17 protein-coding genes are annotated in these 19,000 nt (G+C 66.1%); 12 read left to right on the plus strand and 5 right to left on the minus strand.

Going from position 1 to position 19,000, the window contains the following annotated elements:
* Window positions 1–55 precede the first annotated feature (55 nt).
* Window positions 56–979, plus strand: coding sequence for a methylenetetrahydrofolate reductase (locus tag H290_RS0105475; protein ID WP_051121878.1), 924 nt, complete (start codon window positions 56–58; stop codon window positions 977–979).
* A 177-nt stretch (window positions 980–1,156) separates the two neighbouring features.
* Here H290_RS0105475 and H290_RS0105485 read toward each other — a convergent pair whose 3' ends face one another.
* The 5 genes from H290_RS0105485 to H290_RS0105505 form a co-directional block, all read right to left on the minus strand.
* Window positions 1,157–2,284: a glycosyltransferase gene (locus tag H290_RS0105485; protein WP_196809501.1), complete on the minus strand. Its 1,128-nt coding sequence runs from the start codon at window positions 2,282–2,284 to the stop codon at window positions 1,157–1,159.
* 26 nt (window positions 2,285–2,310) lie between these two features.
* The gene (locus H290_RS30085; RefSeq protein ID WP_020105770.1) at window positions 2,311–3,069 is read right to left on the minus strand and encodes a hypothetical protein; all 759 of its coding nucleotides are present in this window, start codon (window positions 3,067–3,069) and stop codon (window positions 2,311–2,313) included.
* Between the two features lie 94 nt (window positions 3,070–3,163).
* Window positions 3,164–3,973, minus strand: coding sequence for a carotenoid biosynthesis protein (locus tag H290_RS0105495; RefSeq protein ID WP_020105771.1), 810 nt, complete (start codon window positions 3,971–3,973; stop codon window positions 3,164–3,166).
* Window positions 3,970–5,565, minus strand: a complete 1,596-nt coding sequence (locus H290_RS0105500; protein WP_020105772.1) for an NAD(P)/FAD-dependent oxidoreductase — start codon at window positions 5,563–5,565, stop codon at window positions 3,970–3,972. The genes H290_RS0105495 and H290_RS0105500 overlap by 4 nt, the downstream gene beginning before the upstream one ends.
* A 22-nt stretch (window positions 5,566–5,587) precedes the next feature.
* The gene (locus tag H290_RS0105505; RefSeq protein ID WP_020105773.1) at window positions 5,588–6,166 is read right to left on the minus strand and encodes an N-acetyltransferase; all 579 of its coding nucleotides are present in this window, start codon (window positions 6,164–6,166) and stop codon (window positions 5,588–5,590) included.
* A gap of 212 nt (window positions 6,167–6,378) precedes the next feature.
* Between H290_RS0105505 and H290_RS27855 the strand changes: the two genes are divergently transcribed.
* The 11 genes from H290_RS27855 (at window position 6,379) to ftsW (ending at window position 18,980) form a co-directional block, all read left to right on the plus strand.
* Window positions 6,379–6,879, plus strand: a complete 501-nt coding sequence (locus H290_RS27855; protein ID WP_155976696.1) for an SAV_6107 family HEPN domain-containing protein — start codon at window positions 6,379–6,381, stop codon at window positions 6,877–6,879.
* A 172-nt stretch (window positions 6,880–7,051) separates the two neighbouring features.
* A complete protein-coding gene (locus tag H290_RS0105515; protein WP_020105775.1) occupies window positions 7,052–7,456 on the plus strand; it encodes a DUF3040 domain-containing protein in 405 nt (134 codons plus the stop codon).
* Window positions 7,457–7,837: 381 nt separating this feature from the next.
* Window positions 7,838–8,266: a division/cell wall cluster transcriptional repressor MraZ gene (gene mraZ, locus H290_RS0105525; protein WP_028462825.1), complete on the plus strand. Its 429-nt coding sequence runs from the start codon at window positions 7,838–7,840 to the stop codon at window positions 8,264–8,266.
* 200 nt (window positions 8,267–8,466) lie between these two features.
* Window positions 8,467–9,450 carry a 16S rRNA (cytosine(1402)-N(4))-methyltransferase RsmH gene (rsmH, locus tag H290_RS0105530; protein WP_020105778.1) on the plus strand — a complete coding sequence of 328 codons (984 nt, stop codon included), beginning with the start codon at window positions 8,467–8,469 and terminating at the stop codon, window positions 9,448–9,450.
* Window positions 9,447–10,295: a hypothetical protein gene (locus tag H290_RS27860; RefSeq protein ID WP_020105779.1), complete on the plus strand. Its 849-nt coding sequence runs from the start codon at window positions 9,447–9,449 to the stop codon at window positions 10,293–10,295. Before rsmH ends, H290_RS27860 begins: the two co-directional genes overlap by 4 nt.
* An 83-nt stretch (window positions 10,296–10,378) precedes the next feature.
* The gene (locus H290_RS0105540; protein ID WP_020105780.1) at window positions 10,379–12,394 is read left to right on the plus strand and encodes a penicillin-binding protein 2; all 2,016 of its coding nucleotides are present in this window, start codon (window positions 10,379–10,381) and stop codon (window positions 12,392–12,394) included.
* A 23-nt stretch (window positions 12,395–12,417) separates the two neighbouring features.
* Entirely contained in the window at window positions 12,418–14,031 is a 1,614-nt protein-coding gene (locus H290_RS0105545; protein WP_028462826.1) for a UDP-N-acetylmuramoyl-L-alanyl-D-glutamate--2,6-diaminopimelate ligase, read from the plus strand.
* Entirely contained in the window at window positions 14,028–14,507 is a 480-nt protein-coding gene (locus tag H290_RS0105550; RefSeq protein WP_020105782.1) for a hypothetical protein, read from the plus strand. The genes H290_RS0105545 and H290_RS0105550 overlap by 4 nt, the downstream gene beginning before the upstream one ends.
* A 46-nt stretch (window positions 14,508–14,553) precedes the next feature.
* Window positions 14,554–15,642: a phospho-N-acetylmuramoyl-pentapeptide-transferase gene (mraY, locus tag H290_RS0105555; RefSeq protein ID WP_020105783.1), complete on the plus strand. Its 1,089-nt coding sequence runs from the start codon at window positions 14,554–14,556 to the stop codon at window positions 15,640–15,642.
* A gap of 33 nt (window positions 15,643–15,675) precedes the next feature.
* Window positions 15,676–17,190, plus strand: coding sequence for a UDP-N-acetylmuramoyl-L-alanine--D-glutamate ligase (murD, locus tag H290_RS0105560; protein ID WP_020105784.1), 1,515 nt, complete (start codon window positions 15,676–15,678; stop codon window positions 17,188–17,190).
* Entirely contained in the window at window positions 17,190–18,980 is a 1,791-nt protein-coding gene (gene ftsW, locus H290_RS27865) for a putative lipid II flippase FtsW (protein WP_020105785.1), read from the plus strand. The genes murD and ftsW overlap by 1 nt, the downstream gene beginning before the upstream one ends.
* The last annotated feature ends 20 nt before the right edge of the window (window positions 18,981–19,000 follow it).

Here is a 19,000-nt window from a genome sequence, read left to right on the forward strand (position 1 = left end):
TCAACGGTTATGCACCGCTTCGCCGTCACCCTATAATTGCCGGGTGAGTTCGCAGATGACGCAATCGTCGATCGTGAAGCGGCTGACCGAACCCCACGCGGGTCCGGTGCCGTTCTCGGTCGAGTTCTTTCCGCCCCGAGACGAGCAGGCCGAGGAACGCCTGTGGCGCACCGTGCGGATCTTCGAGCGAATGAACCCGGCGTTTGTCTCCATGACCTACGGTGCCGGCGGCACCACCCGTGATCGCACACTGCGCATCACCGGGCAGCTGGCTCGCGAGACCACGCTGCTGCCGGTGGCGCATCTGACGGCCGTCGGCCACAGCATCGAAGAGTTGCGGTCCATGGCGGGCGGCTATGCCGATCAGGGCATCACCAACATCCTCGCGCTGCGTGGCGACCCTCCGGGCGATCCGTTGGGTGATTGGGTCAAGCATCCCGAGGGGCTGGAGTACGCGGAACAACTCGTGCGTCTCCTGCAGGATCTCGGCGACTTCAACATCGGTGTCGCATCGTTCCCGGAAGGTCATCACCGGGCACCGGACCTCGATCACGACACCAAGTACCTGGTGTCGAAATTGCGTGCCGGAGCACAGTACTCGATCACTCAGATGTTCTTCGACGTCGAACATTTCCTGCGACTGCGGGACCGTGTCAACGCTGCCGATCCGGAACAGGGTGCCAAGCCGCTGATCCCCGGCATCATGCCGATCACCTCACTCGCCTCGGTTCGCCGCATGGTCGAGCTCTCCGGTTCGGTGCTCCCGGCCGATGTCGAGAAGCGACTGTCCGACGCTGCCGGCGACGGCCCGGATGAGAACCGGGAATCGGTGCGCGCCGTGGGTATCGATCTGGCGACCGAGATGGCACAACGTCTGATCGACGAGGGTGTGCCGTGCCTGCACTTCTGCAGCCTCAACTTCGCGAAGGCGACCAGCGAGGTCCTCGAACGACTCGGAATGAACTCGATCGCCGCCTGACTGCCATCGACCGTGCCGAACGGGCCGTCGACCGTGCCAAACGGGCCGCCGACCGAACCGTCGACCGTGCCGAACGGACCGTCGACCGTGCCGAAACTGTAAGTGCGCGAACACTATTGGCACGCTGGGCGGTATTTACGGCACGCTCGGCGGCCCGTTCGGCACGGTCGGCGGTGGTTACTCACCGGTGGTGAGTGTTCGCCCTTTCCAGGCGAGGGTACCGCGGCGACGTGATCGCAGAGAGTCCGCGAGTGCGGTGATGCCCACCGACACCGCGACCGGATGTGCGAGCGCCGACAACACGTCGGCTGCGGTGGTCGTACCGGTCTCGGCCCGCCGGGCCACCAGTCGTGAGGTTGTCGCCGCGGCCACCGCAACGGCCGCTCGCGCGCGGCGACGACCGGTGATCAGTTGCCACCAGGGGAGTAGATAGGCCGTCCCCATCACCGCAGCGACAACCACCGCTCCGGCCGGTCCGCCGAATTCGGTGCCCAGCCAGCGGCGATAGCCCTGCCAGGTGTCGGCGGTGCCCTCGTACATCCGGCAACTCGCAACGTCCGACCCGGCGCGGACCGACGACGACAGTCCGGCATCGCGGTAGCGGCGGGCGAGTGCGAGGTCTTCGGTGATATCGGCACGGACCGCCCGGTGACCGCCGGCGCGGCGGTAGTCGGCGACCGAACTGACCAGGAACTGCCCGTTGGCCACCGCCATCGACCGCGGTCGCAGCTTTTCCGAGACCGCCAGCGGGACCGATCCCAGAAACGACCAGCACAGCAAGGGCTGGACCAGTTGTTCGAGTGGGGATTGCGCGACCTGGGCGGGCCAGACGGTGAGAAGTCCACCTACCCGGCCACTCGTCTGGGCCGCGCGGGCGACGGCGTGCGGTCGCAGCCGGACATCGGCGTCGACAAACATCACCGTTATGTTTTCGGCGGTGGCGTCTGAGCCGGTGTGATCCCCAATGGTGTCGATGTCGGCGGTGAGCAGATCGAGAACGTGGGTTTTGCCGGTCCAACCCGGAGGCGGGGATTGCCGGTTGGTCAACAGCTCGAATCGGGGATCGCCCGCGATCGCGGCCGTGGCCACCGCGCCGGTTCCGTCGGTGGAGTCGTCGTCGCAGATCCGGACCCGCAGGTCGTCGACCCCGATCTGGGCGCGCAGATCTCCGATGATCGCGGCGATGCGGGTCGCCTCGTCACGAGCCGGCACCAGAACCCACACGGGCCGGTCGATGGGACCCGCGGTCTGGAGCAGCGAGCGAAACCGCCGGTAGTTCGCCAGGGCCAGGGCCGTGTTGGTCAACGACACCACCGGCGGCAGCCAGCCGATCAGTGTGGGGTCCCGCTGCCGTCGGTCCCGCTACCCCGGTTGTTCGTCCCACCGACGGATTGCCGCGGGGCGTCATGGGAACGCTTCTGCGGGGCACCAGGGCGAGGTGACTGATCGCGGCTGACCCAGGCCAGGGCGACCACCACGACGGCGACAGCAAGGGCGATGCCGGCCATCAGGCCCGTCCAGCCGGCGAAGGCGGCGGATCCCGGTTCGGGGTAGTGGGCTTCTGCGGTCATCGGGGTGGCCTTGCCGATCTCCGGTTTCCAGGAGGCCGCGTCCTCGCCGTCCTGCTGACCGTTGGTGGCGGTGATCGGTCCGGCGAACTGAATCGAGAACTCGACGTAATCGTTGTCGGGATCCAGCCCTTTCAGGTCGGCGGTTCCGCGGAAGGTCACGGCGTCGCCGCGTCGCTGTGCCAGCAGGTCCATGGTGACCGGTGCATCCGGGTAGGCGTTGTCGACGAGCTCGCCGAGCTGCGCGAACTGGCCGAGGGTGGCTTCGGTGTACGTTGCCCGGGTACCGATCAGTCCGTCGCGCTTGAACTCGGTGGCGCTGACCACCGACTCGAGTGACGGCGGGACCGTGATCTGCGGGCCTTTTTCCTGGCCGATGTCCTTTTCGGCAAGGACGATCGCACCCCACACCCGGTCGCCGTACTGGGCGGGCGCATCAGAACAGGCGGCAAGTGCGGGTCCACAGAACAGAGCCAGCACGAGCAACACCAAACTGACGGGTCCGCGTCCGCGGCGGCTCACGGGTCCGCGTCTGCGGCTATGTCGGGTGATCTCAGGCACGGAGCTATCGTGCCACTAGCCGGGCCGGCGCGTGAGGAGGGCCGTGCTGATCGGGTCAGTTGATACCTGATCGGATCCGGCGAGCCAGTGCCATCGCGGCCGGAACTCCCAGGATCCCCATCCCGAACAACCCGTACGGGACTGCCGCATGCAGGGCCGGATCGTCGAGGAACACCAGAAATGCCAGCGCCGAGCCCAGCCAGGTCCAGGTGAACCAGCCCACCGGTGCCACCGACGTCAACGGTGTCACCGTGACAGGTTTCGGGTCGATGAGGGAGAGCAGCACGAACATGACACACGCGACGCCGGCCCAGCCGATGAAGTTGGTGACCGGGATCTGGTCGATGCCGGGCAGCCCGGCATCCTCGGTGGACCAGGTCCACAATCGCGCACTGACCATCTGGGGATCGAGATAGAGATCCCAGCCGACCATCCCGACGGTGGCCAGCGCGATCCGGATCGGGCGACGGCGACTGACCAGCGCGCTGATCCACCACATGCTGTAACCGCCTGCGGTCCAGGCCAGTCCGATGATCACCGGGACCTCGGCAACCGATGGCCCGATCCGGTCGGTGGCGTAGGCGTAGGCGCCGAACGGAAATCCGGTGGCGACACCGACGATTTCCGCGGTCCATCCGACACCGGCCGTTGCCGCGAAGACCGCGACCGCCCGCGGTGGACCGAGCCGGAATGTGGCATGGGCGAGCATCGCGGCGGCCGCGGCGACAACCACGACCACGGTGGCCCGATCGCGGGCGACCCCGTCGACCAGGGGATAGACGATCTGTGCGGCGATCGATCCGGCCAGCAGGATCGCCGAGGCCCACAGCAATGTGGGCCGCTGGGATGTGAGTGTGGTGGTCATCCCCATCGGCCGCGGGTGATCCTGGCCAAAGGGGATCTCCGGTCGGACAGGACCGCACTTGCCGCGATGCGCCCGCTGGCGCCACTGACACCACCGCCGGGGTGGGTCGAGGCGCCGGCGAGCACGATTCCGGGAGCACCGGGCACCCGGTGCCTGGCCAGTTCGGGATGGGGACGCCACATCAGCATCTGATCCAGCGACATCTCCACGTGCATGATGTTGCCGCCGGTCATCCCGAGTTCGGATTCCAGATCGGCGGGCGTCTGGACGTAGGTGTGTTCGATCGACTCGGCGAATCCCGGTGCATGCCGGTCCAATTCGTTGATGATCTCCTGGCCGGCGGTGGCCGCGAGGTCGGTCCAGCTGCGGCCACCCGAGAGTTGGTAGGGGTGCCATTGCGCCCAGAGGCTGGTCTGGTGCCGTCCGGGTGGTGCCAGGGTCGGGTCGATGGCGGAGAAGCTCATCGCGATCAGTGCCGGACGACGCGGGAGGTCTCCTGCGGTGGCGTCGGCGTACGCCCGGGCCAGATGTCCACGATCGGTCACCAGCAGACCCAGCCCGCCGTGCACCGACGTGTCGTCGGGCAGCCCGGGGTACTGCGGCAATGCGGTGCCCCCGAGGCGGACCGCCATGCCGATACCGCCACCGATCCGGATCTGTGCCCGCCACCGATCGGCGGTGGTGCGATCGAATCCACCCGCCCGCAACAGGTCCAACGTGGTCAGGATGTGGCAGGCGCTGATCACCGATCGGGCGCGATGCACGTCACCGTCGGCGGTCCGGACCAGCCAGCCGTCGCCCTCCTTCTCGATGGCTGTCGCGGCGGCCGACAAAGCGAGTTCACCGCCGTCGTCGTGAAGCTTGCGGATCAGGGCCTCGGTGAGTGCGCCACTGCCGCCGACGGCCCGGCCCGGGGGAATGGTGTGCATCGCCGCGGCGAAGCCGACCATCGGTGCGGTTCCGGGCTCGTTCATCGGTGGACCGGACTGCGCACCGAACCAAGCCAGCGCCGTCTTGAGGTGTTCGGATTCGAACCAGCTGTCGAGGAGCGCATTTCCCGACATCAGGAACTCTTGCGAGAGAGCGGCGCCGGCCGTTGCGCCTTTAGCGGGGACACGTGCGGGAAGCCCCCAGAACGCCTTGCCGAGAGCCAGAGGTGACGGAGAAGAGGTGAAGGCCGACATCATCGCGGCCGACCGCCGCGCCCACACCTCGACAAATCCGCGGTAGGCGTGAGCATCTCCGGCTCCGCAGGCCGCCTCGATCGACGCGCACGTCTTCTCGAGGTCGTGGTGGAAGACGATCGGGGGAGCGTTGTCGGTCGCGGGGCAGAACGCCCAGGGATCGCAGTCGATGTAGCGCAGGCCGTGATCGGCCAGCGATAGTTCTTCGAGGATCGGGGTGTGCCGGATCATCAGGTGGGCCGAGGAGCCACGGTCGACGCGATAGCCCGGGAACCGCTCGACCGTGGACACCGCGCCGCCGGCGACGCTGTCCCGTTCGAGCACCCTCACCCGCTGACCCGCCGCCGCCAGGTAGCAGGCAGCCACCAGGCCGTTGTGTCCGGAACCGATGACAAGTGTGTCGATCATGACGACCTATCTGAGAGGGAGGCTATCTGAGTGGGAGGGCCCGGCCGAGCACCGCAAAGGGCCGGGGGTCACCGGCGAAGCTGAAGCCGCGCAAGACGTCTGCGAAACCCAGTCGTCGGTATAGACGCCAGGCCCGGTTGTTCTCCGCATCCACCTCGGGTGTCGAGAGCAGAACCTGGGGTTCGTCACGGCCGTCGAGCAGACGCGTCAGGATCGCCTCGCCGATCTGCTGACCCTGGGCGGACGGATGCACGTGCAGTTCGGTCAACTCGAAGTAGCTGTCGGTGATGGCACTGACCCGCTCGCGGCTGCTGCCTGCGCGAACCAGTCCGCTGCGCACCTGCTGGTTCCACCACTGGTCGTTCGCGCCGCTGTATCCGTACGCGATCCCCACCAGGGTTTCCCGGCCGGAGGCCGGACCGAGGGAGTCGAACGCGCCGACGGCCTGCCACCCGGGTCGCTGAATGTGTTCGTGCCACAGGGGAGCCCGTTGCACTTCGGTGCCCAGTGGGTAGTTCATCGCGGTCACGTAGACGCTCAACGCGTCGGGCAGCCAGCTCTGTGCATCGTGTGCCGTGAGGTCGGCGATCCGGATGGGCACAGAAGTTTCCGCCTTTTTCGCTTGAGGGTTGTCGGGGTCGTTAGGTATATTGAATCTGTCGAACGGGTGTTCGAGGCTTCAACCTCCGCAAAGGCGCAAGCCGCATCGGTACCCGCTTACGACGTGAGGGCGGCTCGGTGGCCGACGAGGGAAGCGTAGGCCACCGAGCCGACCCCGCACAGACACAGACGATCCGGCGAAGGAGGACCGAGATGGCGCCGATGTCACGAACCCCCACACGTGTCTCTCGAAACGGCGCAGCGGCCTCGACGGGACGGGCCACCCGGGTGGCCAGGCTGCCGGAACCGACTCAGATCATCGCCTCCCATGAGTTGTTGGGTCGCGCGGAATCGCGTCTGCGAGAGTCGGATATCGTCACCGATTCGGCCGAGGCGTTCAGTGCTCTGTATCAATCGGCACTGCGGGCGGCCGGCGCCGTCCTTGCCGTCTCCGAGCATCCCACCCGACGCCGTGGATCGCGCAGTGCATGGGCGCGGCTGCCGCAGGCGATGCCCGATCTCTCGGGGTGGGCCACCTACTTTGCCGGGCTCTCTCGTCTCCGTGCCGACACCGAGGCCGGAATTCGGTCGGTGACCGATGAACAGATCGCCCAGTTGCGGCCCAAGGTCGACGAGTTCTTGCACGTGGTCGAGATGGAAATCCTGCGGATCGAGCGAGGGAAACCGTCGAATATGCCTGCCGGTGCTGCCTGAAGGCTCTGAAATTACTGCTATCGGACCAAATTTCACCAACTTGTCGCAGGGAATGGTGGTTGGAAGTTCCAACACCTCGTATCATCAGAGGTGGGTCCACCGTTGTGGGTCCGGGCAGCCGGAATGTCTCCTCCGGAAGCTCTACCGAAACCATGTGCTGAAGGAGGGGCGGGTGCCACTCTCAGAGCACGAGCAGCGCATGCTCGAACAGATCGAAAACGCTCTGTACGCCGAAGACCCCAAGTTTGCGTCGAACGTACGGTCGCGTCGCTATCGCGGCTCCACTGCGCGCCGTCGACTGCAGGCTGCCGTGTTGTTCCTTGTCGGACTGGTCCTCCTTGTCGGGGGAGTTGTCATCGAGGTACAGATCGGCGGATTCCCCATCGTCAGCCTCATCGGCTTCCTGGTGATGTTCGGTGCCGGGCTGATGGCGTTGTGGGGTACGCGTAGCGGACCGACTCCCGGAGGTTCTTCGGGGTCGTCGCGAGGCGGGTCGTCGGGCCGCGAACACAAGCAAGGCCGCAAGTTTTCTGAGCGCATGGAAGAGCGGTTCAACCGCCGCTTCGAGCAGGAGTAGAACTCCACCGCACGTTTGACATAGAAGGCCGTGTATCGCATCGCGATACACGGCCTTTTTGTGGTGTTCAGGGCAATCGCCCCACATTCCACCCAAATCCCCACTTTCTCCCACAGCCTCGGCTCGATCGCCGAAACGGGGCTGGAGTGACCCCTGAGGCTCCAAAAACCTGTCCAAAACGCCCGTGGACTCGCCGATCCAGGATCTACGCCCCACCGACTACATGGTCTCTACCTGCGGAAGCTGGGCGCACACGGCCGCGGCGGGGTGATTTGGGGTGGAAAGTGGTGGATTGTGGGGTACAGTGGTGCTCGTTGTTGGGAAAGAACCGGATTTTCCCATCAACCATGGGGTTGGAGGTGACGGCACATGGCCAGCGCTATGTTCTTCGGCACCTACACACCCAAGTTGGACGACAAGGGGCGGCTCACGCTTCCCGCAAAGTTCCGAGACGCACTTGCAGGAGGGGTGATGATCACAAAAGGTCAGGACCGCAGCCTTGCAGTGCACATCCGGGATGACTTCCTCGAGTTGGCTCAACGAGTGTTGAGTTCACCCAAGGACGATCCTGCTGCTCGGGCCTTTCGGCGTCAATTGAGCTCGGGTTCCGACGAGCAGCGGCCAGACGGTCAGGGGCGCATAACACTGTCCCCGGATCATCGCCGCTATGCGGGCCTGGCCAAAGAATGTGTGGTTATCGGCAATATCAGCCACTTGGAGATCTGGGACGCGCAGACATGGCGCGATTACCAGGATGAGCACGAGGAGAACTTCTCGAGCGTGGGCTTCGACGTCCTGGACACGGTCTGAGACCGAGGACCAGGAGACCCACGTGGGTGAATCGAGGCCTTTGCCCGATCCGGCCCTGACGCACTTCCCCAGCGCCAGGTTCGACAACCCGCCCCTGACGCACTTCCCCAGCGCCAGGTGCGGAGATCGGGCAGGGACCAGGATCCACCCACACACCTGCCGGCCAATTGGCGCACCCGGACCGCACGAGAGGTAGCACAGTGGAGCTCGCCGATGGCCCCTTCGGGCACGTCCCGGTGATGGCCGAGCGGATGATCGAACTCCTCACGCCGGCGATCACCCGGCAGAGTCCCGACGGATCCGGCGCAATCTATGTCGACGGCACGCTCGGCGCCGGCGGCCACACCGAACTCATCGCCCAGAGGTTTCCCGGAGTCGCGATCATCGGTATCGACCGGGACATCAACGCTTTGGATCTCGCGCGTGAGCGACTGTCTCCGTTCGGCGACAGGATCACCTTTGTCCACACGCGGTACGACGCGGTGGACGACGCCCTCGAGCAGGCCGGTGTCAAGAAGTTCGACGCCGCACTCTACGACCTCGGCGTCTCCTCGATGCAACTCGATCAGCCCGACCGCGGGTTCGCCTATGCGGTTGATGCGCCACTGGACATGCGGATGAATGCCGACGATCCGCTGACCGCCGCTGACGTTCTCAACACCTACGGTCATGGCGAATTGGCCCGTGTCCTATCGGAGTACGGTGACGAACGGTTTGCGGGCAAGATCGCCTCCGCGGTCCTGCGTGAGCGTGAGATCGAGCCGTTCACCACCAGTGGCCGATTGGTCGAACTGCTGTATCGCACCATTCCGGCCGCCACCCGACGTACCGGTGGGCATCCGGCCAAACGCACATTCCAGGCCCTGCGAATAGAGGTCAACGGCGAACTGACCTCGCTCAAGGCCGCTCTGCCCGCGGCGCTTTCGGTGCTGAACGTGGGTGGTCGCCTGGCGATCATGTCCTACCAGTCGTTGGAGGACCGGATCGTCAAGCGTGAGTTCGTCGAACGGACCAAGTCGAGGACCCCGCCGGGCCTCCCGGTCGACCTGCCCGGAACCGCACCGGATTTCGCGCTGGTGACCAGGGGAGCGGAACAGGCTTCGGATGAGGAAATCGAGTACAACCCGCGATCCGCATCGGTGCGGGTCCGGGTCATCGAGCGGATAGCGGGGGGGAAGAAATGACGGTTACCGACGACCAGCTCACCACTGCGCGACGCCGCGATTCCGGTGCGCAAGGGAGCCGTACCCCGGGTGGGACCAGGCAGCGTTCGGCCGCCGCGGAGAAGGCGCTCGAGCGCCGCCGCAAACGCCTTGGTGCCGAGGCTGTCTCGTCCACATCGCGCCACTGGCAACGGACCGACAAGCCGGACGCTCCGGTCGCGAAACCGACGTTGTTGACGCGCGTGCGGACCGCGCCCGCCGCGGCGATGCGCCGGGTCCCGTTCGCGGTTGTCGTCGTCGGCATGTTGCTGGCCGGACTGGCACTCACGCTGTGGCTGTCCACCATGTCTGCCCAGGACTCATATCAGCTCGGGGTGGAACGTGCCTACAACGAACAGTTGTCCGACCGTCGTGACGCTCTCAAGAAGGAATACGAGTCGGGGGACTCCGCGCCTGAATTATCCGAAAAGGCAGGCGAACTGGGAATGATCCCCGGCAATGACAAAGCTCGCCTGGTGGTCGGAGCCGATGGGCGCGCCACGGTTGTCGGGGAGATCAAGCCCGCCGAGGGTGTCAAAGCTCCATCGATGAACAACGGGCCGAAACCGACGGCCGCCAAGCCTGCCGATGATGCCGCAGCCACTCCGACAACACCTGGGGCTCAAGGCATTCCGGTCCAGGGTATTCCCGTTCAGGGAACACCGGTCACCCCCGACGCAGGCACCGCCACGCCCGCACAATCCGCACCGACGACCACAGCACCCACGGCCGCACCGCCGGCCGATGCGACGACGCCGCCGGCATACTCCAATGTTCTTCCGTCAAATGGCGGCGCGCCGGGCGCAAATTCGGGCGAAGAGCGTTAGCGCAGTACAGAATTGACAACCATGGAGGTCTCATTTGCGATAGTCATCGCGGCGAATGGATCTGCTGACGACCGGTGCTGCCGATGACGCGGCAGACACCTGCCGGCGACCGCCGTACTCGGCAGCGCGCCACGGGCCGCGAGCGGGTCGGTCCGTCCCGGCGTCCGCGGGGACGTCAGGGAACGGGACCTACCGGTTACCGCGACGGTGACAATCCGGACACCGCCCCTCGTACGGCCACCGGCCGCACCGGTTTTCCCGCCGGTGGTCCCCACCGCGGAAACGACGACATGATCCGGGCCGGTCGGCAGTTCCTGCGACGTCACCGGGTGGTGACGGTTGTCATCCTGCTGGTGGTCCTGGCGGTCACGGTGAAAATGACGATGCTGCAGGTCGTCGACGGTCCGGCACTGTCGGCAGAAGCGGCGAGTCAGCGCGCGGTCACCGAAGTGCTGCCCGCGAAACGTGGTGCCATCGAAGACCGTAACGGCAAGGCAATCGCATACACCGACGACGCTCGCGCACTGACGTTCCAGCCGGTCAAGGTGCGTAAGGAGATCGAAGAGGCTCATCAGAAGAATCCGGAGCTGCCCGATCTGGACACCCGCATCGACGAGATCGCCGCCGGGATCCGTGCCGAACTCGGCAACGAATTCGACGAGTCATCACTGCGTGAACTATTGAGCAGCGACGAAACTTTCGTGTACCTGGCACGGGCGGTGAGCCCGGAGTCGGCGAACAAGATCATCGAGGAGTTCCCCGAGGTCGGGTCCGAACGGCAAGACGTCCGGCTGTACCCCGGTGGTGAGTTGGCTGCGAACATCGTCGGCGATGTGGACTTCGACGGGAACGGCCTGATCGGGCTGGAATCATCCCTGGATTCAGTGCTTTCGGGAGCCGACGGGTCGCGCACCTACGACCGCGGGTCGGACGGCGCGGTGATCCCGGGAAGTCCTCGCAACCTGCATCCGGCGGTGAACGGCGCCACCGTGGAACTGACCATCGACTCAGACATCCAGTGGTACGTCCAGAACCAGGTTCAGCTCGCCAAGGAGAAGTCCGGTGCGGCGAACGCGTCGGTGGTCGTCATGGACGTCAAGACCGGTGAGGTCCTCGCCATGGCCAACGACGGCACCTTCAATCCGGCCAAACCCCTTGACGAACAAAAGGATGCACAGCTCGGTGACCTCCCGGTCACCTCTCCGTTCGAGCCCGGTTCGGTCAACAAGCTCGTCACCGCGGCGGCCGCCATCGAATACGGCGTCACCACGCCGGACGAGGTGCACCAGGTCCCGGGGTCGATCACCATGTCCGACGCCACCGTGAAAGATGCCTGGGCGCATGACGTTGTGCCCTACACGACCACCGGCATCTTCGGTAAGTCCTCCAACGTCGGAACGCTCATGCTCGCCGAGAAGGTCGGCGAGGACCGATATGCCGACATGCTCAAGCGTTTTGGTCTCGGGCAGAGCACCGATGTGGGTCTGCCCGGCGAGAGCGGTGGGGTTGTCCCGGCCCGCACGCAGTGGTCGGGCGGTACGTTCGCCAACCTCCCGATCGGCCAGGGCCTGACGATGACCCTGCTGCAGATGACCGCCATGTATCAGGCGATCGCCAACGACGGCGTGCGCATCCCACCGCGGATCATCAAGGCGGTCAACGGCGATGGACAGCCAGGTGTGACCGAACCGCCCCCAGGGGTGCGTGTGGTCAGCCCGGCGGCGGCCAAAACGGTCCGTGACATGTTCCGTGCGGTGATCCAGAGCGATCCGATGGGCGTCCAGAACGGCACCGGTACGAAGGCGGCTGTGCCCGGGTACCAGATCAGCGGTAAGACCGGCACCGCGCAGCAGGTGAACCCGAAATGTGGTTGCTACTCCAACGAGGCCTACAACATCACGTTCGCCGGTATCGCGCCCGCGGACAACCCGCGGTACGTGATCGGGATCATGCTGGACAACCCGAAGCGAAGCAGCGACGGCTCCGGTGGGCAGAGTGCCGCTCCGCTGTTCCAGACCATCGCGTCCTGGATGCTGCAGCGTGAGCGGGTACCACTGTCGTCGGGCCCGACGCCACCACTGGTGCTGCAAGCCGGGTGACCCTGCGACGGTATGTTGAGCACGTGTCTGCTCCCGATAGTTCGGTGTTGCGTCCTGCCCTGGTCACCCCGACCTCGGTCGAGGCTCTCGCAGCAACCGGCAACGCCCGGATAGATCTGATCGGCTCGGCCACGGCACAGACAGAAGTCGGTGGTGTCACCCTGCGGGCACAGGACGTGAGGCCCGGGGATCTGTTCGCCGCGCTTCCCGGCAGCCGGTTTCACGGCGCGCAATTCGCTGCCGACGCTCTGGCCGCCGGTGCGTCCGCGGTTCTGACGAATCAGGCCGGACGTGACGTCATCGCCGGCCTGGATCCGACGCCGAACTGTGTGGTGCTGGTGCATCCGGAACCGAGGGCCGTCCTCGGCGACCTCAGTTCACAGGTCTACGGTCACCCATCACGAAGCTTGACCCTGATCGGTATCACCGGGACGTCGGGCAAGACCACCACGAGCTATCTCACCGAGGCGGCGCTGATGGCGGCCGGCCATTCGGTCGGCCTGATCGGCACGGTCGAGACCCGGATCGCCGGGATCCGCCAGCCCAGCGCGCTGACGACCCCCGAGGCCCCCCAACTGCAAGGGTTGCTGGCCGCGATGCTCGAGCAGGGTGTGGACTCGGTGGTGATGGAGGTCTCGAGCCATGCCCTGTATCTCGGCCGGGTCGACGGCACCAGGTTCGCGCTGGGCGCGTTCACCAACCTCTCGCAGGACCACCTGGATTTCCATCCCACGATGCGCGACTACTTCAACACCAAAGCGCTTCTGTTCCAGCCGGATTCGGCGGTTCACGCCGGCGCGTCGGTGATCTGCGTCGATGACGACTGGGGGCGCGAGATGTTCGGCATCGCCGGACCCGGTGCCGTCAGTGTGTCGACGTCCGGGTCGGCAGATGGTGTGGATTGGCATGCCGGTCCGTCCGAGGTCGCCCGGGACGGCGCGCAGCGCGTGACGGTGACCGGTCCGACCGGGCAGTCGTACGAGATGACTGTCCCGATGCCGGGCCGATTCAATGTCGCCAATGCGCTGACCGCCGTTGCCCTCGCGTCCGGCGCGGGTGTGCCGGTCGAGACCGCGATCGCGTCGGTCGGAGACGTCGCGGTACCCGGTCGGGTCGAACGGGTGGTCCGCGGTCAGCCGTTCCTCGCAGTGGTCGACTACGCCCACAAACCCGCCGCGCTCGAGGCCGTCATCGCCACACTTCGGGGCCAGACACAGGGCCGGATCGCCGTGGTTGTCGGGGCCGGCGGTGATCGGGACACCGGAAAGCGTCCCATGATGGGCGAGGCCGCCGCGCGCGGCGCCGAATTCGTTGTCGTCACCGACGACAATCCACGGTCCGAAGTGCCCGCCGACATCCGGGCGCAGGTGATTGCCGGGGCGGCGGCGGTACCGCTCGCCGAGCGACCTTCGGGAGCCGAGCCTGTTCAGCAGATCGGTGACCGCGCCGGCGCGATCGCGGCCGCAGTCCGGTGGGCCCGGGCCGGTGACGTGGTGCTGGTGGCCGGCAAAGGTCACGAGGCCGGACAGGAGATCCACGGCATCAAGCATCCGTTCGACGATCGGGTTGTCTTGGGCCAGGCGATCGATGAGATTGGGACGCAACAGAATCCAACTGACACGGAGTCATCGCAGTGAGCAATCCGGATAGTGACAGGGCCGACGCGGTGGCCTTGGTCGACACCAGGGCGGTACGTGGCGCCTTGCGTGACCTCGCCGACGCGGTGCATGCCGCGCCGCAGCGACGCAGCTGGGCCGTACTGGGGGAGATGGATGTCCCGGCCGATCTCGATGCCGGTGACCGGGCCGCGATGACGGGCTGGGTGGTGTCGCACGACGAACTCGGAAGACTGGCCGTGCGCCTGGACATCGGGCAGGTCGTCTGTGTGGGGACCTCGCGCGCCGTCCACGGACTACACCAAGGTGCTGTCATGGAGGGTTCGTGGGGTTCGGAGGCGGTCCTGGTGTCCACGCCGCAGGCGGCTGCAGAGATACTGGACGCAGAACTCGGCGAGCACGATGTGGTGCTGGTGATGGGTGGGCGTGAGCTCGGTTTGACCGACTTCTTGGAGAGCAGGGTCGGTCACCGGTCTCCGGGTGGCGATCCTGCGTGAGCGCCATCGATCACTGCATTGATACTCGACAGATAGGGATGTTCAGGTGAGGCAGATCCTGATTGCGGGCGTGCTCTCGCTGGCGGTGGCGATCTTGCTGACGCCGGTGCTGATCAAGGTTTTTTCGCGTCAAGGTTTCGGTCAGGAGATCAGGGTCGAGGGGCCGGCGAGTCATCAGACCAAGCGCGGCACGCCCTCGATGGGCGGCGTGGCGATCGTGGCCGCGTTGTGGGCCGGTTACTGGGGATCGCACCTGTTCGGGTTGCTGACAGACGGCAGCGGACCTACCGCCTCGGGCGTTCTGGTGCTGTCGCTCGCGACCACGCTGGCCGTGGTCGGTTTCCTCGATGACTTCATCAAGATCCGCAAGCAGCGCAACCTCGGTCTGAACAAAACCGCGAAGTCGGTGGGTCAGCTGATCGCGGCATTGTTGTTCGGCTTCCTGGTACTGCAATTCCGCAATGAGGCCGGATACCGGCCGGCCAGCTCCCAGTTGTCCTACGTCCGCGAGATCGACGCCATCGCGATGGGTTCGGTGGTGTTCATCATCTTCGTGTGGCTGGTCGTGTCGGCCTGGTCGAACGCGGTCAACTTCACCGACGGACTCGACGGGCTCGCCGCCGGCTCGATGGCGATGGTGCTCGGCTCCTATGTGCTGATCACCTTCTGGCAGTACCGCAACGCCTGCGTCGGTGGGCCCAAGACCGCCGAGCCCGGCTGTTACACCGTGCGGGACCCGCTCGATCTGGCATTGATCGCGGTGGCCGGCGGTGGCGCCTGCCTGGGCTTCCTGTGGTGGAACGCCGCGCCGGCCAAGATATTCATGGGCGATACCGGTTCACTGGCCCTCGGTGGACTCCTCGCCGGCCTGTCGATCACCACCAGCACCGAGTTGCTCGCGGTTGTCGTCGGTGCGCTCTTCGTCGCAGAGATCATCTCGGTTGTCATCCAGATCGCGGTCTTCCGGACCACGGGTCGACGGGTGTTCCGAATGGCACCGTTCCATCACCACTTCGAACTGTCGGGGTGGGCGGAAACAACGGTGATCATCAGGTTCTGGCTGCTCACGGCCATCGCCTGTGCGCTGGGTTTGTCGCTGTTCTACAGCGAGTTCCTCAGTGCCAGTGGGGGATAGACGAGTGGAGAATTGGCCAGTGAGGAATGGTCGATGATGTCGGCGACTTCGGAGCGACCCTGGGGTGAGCGGGTTCTGGTGGCCGGTGCCGGCGTGGCCGGAGCGTCGGCCGCCCGGTTCCTGCTGAACCAGGGTGTCTCGGTCACCGTGTGCGACAACCGCGCAGCGGCGCTCGAACCGCTCGTTGCCGCCGGTGCTGCGAAAGTGTCCCCGGACACGCTGATCGCTAGACCCGGCTGGACCGCAGACTTCGACCTCGTCGTCGCGTCACCGGGTTTTCGGCCCGACAACCCACTGGTGGTCGCTGCGGCGGATGCCGGACTGCCGGTCTGGGGTGAAGTCGAACTGGCGTGGCAGGTGGACCGCTCGGGGGTGACCGGAGCGCCACGCCAATGGCTGGTGGTCACGGGCACCAACGGCAAGACCACCACCACCGGGATGATCGAGTCGATCATGGCCGCAGCGGGGGTGTCGGTTCTGGCCTGCGGCAACATCGGCCTGCCGGTGCTCGACGCGCTGGTCGCCGAGCCGCGTATCGATGTGCTGGCCGTGGAACTGTCGTCCTTCCAGCTCTTCTGGGCGCCGTCGGTACGTCCCACTGCGGGTGTGGTGCTCAACATCGCCGAAGATCACCTCGACTGGCACGGCTCGATGGCCGCCTATGTCGAGGCCAAGGCGATCGCCCTGTCGGGGCCGATTGCAGTGGTCGGTCTCGACGATCCGGTCGCCGCAGGCCTGCGCGGATCCGATCCCGATGGCCGAACCATCGGCTTCCGGCTAGGCGCGCCCGGGCCCGGCGAGCTAGGTGTCGTCGACGGTCGACTGGTCGACCGGGTCGACTGGGAGGCGAGCGAGGACTTGTCCTCCGTCGTGCCGATCGACCCCGTTCCTCTGTTCGATGCAGACCGGGTGCGGCCGCAGGGTCCGTCCGGTGTGCTCGATGCGCTGGCCGCGGCAGCCCTGTGCCGGGCGGTGGGCGTGAGCGCGCCGGCCGTGGCCGAAGGCCTCGACACATTCACCGTCGGCGGGCATCGCAGTGCGCCGGTCGCCATCGTCGGTACCACCACCTTCATCAACGACTCGAAAGCGACCAACCCCCATGCCGCGCAGGCCTCGATCCTGGGACACCGCCGGGTGGTCTGGGTGGCCGGCGGCTTGCTTAAGGGCGCATCGGTCGACGAACTCGTCATCGCCATCCGCGATCGGCTCGCCGGGGTGGTGATCATCGGAGCCGATCGCGACATCATCAAAGATGCAATGACCCGACACGCCCCTTTGGTCCCAACAGTCACACGAGTAACAGGAGAAGATGGGGCGGTGAACATCGCCCCGGCTTCTGCAGATCCGGCGTCCGCCGACGCGGTCATGGACAGCGCGGTGCGGGCCGCCTGGGATCTGTGCACTGCCGACCCCGATACCCCTGATGCAGTGGTGCTGGCTCCGGCCGCAGCATCCCTGGACATGTTCTCCGGTTATGGAGCCCGCGGCGACAGCTTCGCCGCCAGTGCCCGCGCCCTTCCGGGCGCGCAGGTGCTGGGGGCGTCCTGATGCGCAAGAAGCAGATCACCGACACCGACGATTCTGCCTCCGATGTCGACCTCGATACCGACGCCGCGGAAGACACCGGCGAAGACACCGACCTGGACGGAGTCGACGTCGGCCCCGAGTCCGACACGGAAGCCGAAGATTCCGGCGCGGTGGGTGGCCGTGGCAGCGGCACATCCAAACCAGTCGCCGAACGCCGGATCATCACTTTGGGTGAGGGGATCGGGTCGATACTTGCCCGGATCGCGGGGGTACTGAGCCGGCCGTTGGCGTCGTTCCACCTGATCCTGACCCTCGCCGTGCTGCTCACCGCGTTCGGATTGGTCATGGTGCTCTCGGCGTCGTCGGTCGAGGGCTACTCGAAGACCGGTTCGTCGTACGGCATGTTCACCACACAGCTGGTGTTCGCCGCCCTCGGCGTGGTGCTGTTCTTCTTCGCCGTGCGGATGCCGGTGCGGATCATGCGCCGACTTGCCGCGCCCGCGATCATCGTGACCACGATCATGCTCATGCTGGTCCTCGTGCCCGGGATCGGCACGATGGCCCAGGGTGCGCGACGCTGGTTCACGGTTGCCGGTTTCTCGGTGCAGCCCTCCGAGCTGACGAAGGTGGCGCTGTGCGTGTGGGGAGCCCACCTGCTCGCCTCCCGCCGCCGGGACAACGCGCAACTGCGTGAACTACTGGTCCCGCTCATCCCCGTGAGTTTCTTGATCTGTCTGCTGATCATTCTGGAACCCAACCTGAGCACCACCGTCACGATCGCGATCATCGTCGGAGCGTTGCTCTGGTTCGCTGGTCTGCCGATGAAGGTGTTCGGATTCTTCGCGCTCACCGGTGTGGCACTGGCGGCCGTGCTCGCCATGACGGCCGGTTACCGCAGCCAGCGTGTGCTCAGCTTCTTCGGCCAGGTCGATGATCCACAGGGTGCCGGCTACCAGGCGAGACAGGCCCGATATGCACTCGCCAACGGTGGTCCGTTCGGTGAAGGTCTCGGTCAGAGCCGCGCCAAGTGGAACTATCTGCCCAACGCCCACAACGACTTCATCTTCGCCATCATCGGCGAAGAACTCGGACTCGTCGGTGGCGTCATCGTGCTGCTGCTGTTCGGTCTGTTCGCCTTTGTCGGCCTGCGGATCGCGGCCCGCTCGGTGGATCCCTTCCTACGGCTGCTCACCGCGACGATCACGATCCTGGTGACCGCGCAGGCACTGATCAACATCAGCTACGTTGTCGGCCTGCTGCCGGTGACCGGTATCCAGCTGCCGTTGTTGTCGGCCGGTGGCACCTCGACGCTGACCACACTGGTCATGTTCGGCTTGCTGGCAAACGCCGCGCGTCACGAACCGGAAGCGGTGGCGGCACTGGCCTCCGGCGGTGACGGACGCTTCGGCCGGATGCTTCGGCTGCCCCACCCGGTCCCGTATTCACAGACCCGTGCCGAGGTCCTGCGCGACCGCCTGGACCAGCGGCGGGTACACCGCGCACCGAGTCCGGTGGGACGGGCGCGGCGGACGGCGGCCACCGAACCGGTTCGGCGCCCGTCGCAGAAACGGCAGCCACCGCGCAGCTACGCACCGCGCGACGACATCCGCCGGGTGCGGACGGCGCGGCCCCAGGATTGGGGATATGGCGGCACCGCGAGCCCACCGCAGCGGCGACCGCAGCCACTGCGTAACAATGACAGCTATGCCCATGATCGTCAGCCGCGAGATATCCGTCGCGGCAGCAATCCATCCGCCCGGCCGGTCTACGGCGAGGACAACCGATACCGCGATCCGCGGCCGCGTCGGTGACCGTACCGCCCGTTGTGGAT

This window comes from Nocardia sp. 348MFTsu5.1, assembly GCF_000383535.1.
Lineage (GTDB): Bacteria > Actinomycetota > Actinomycetes > Mycobacteriales > Mycobacteriaceae > Williamsia > Williamsia faeni.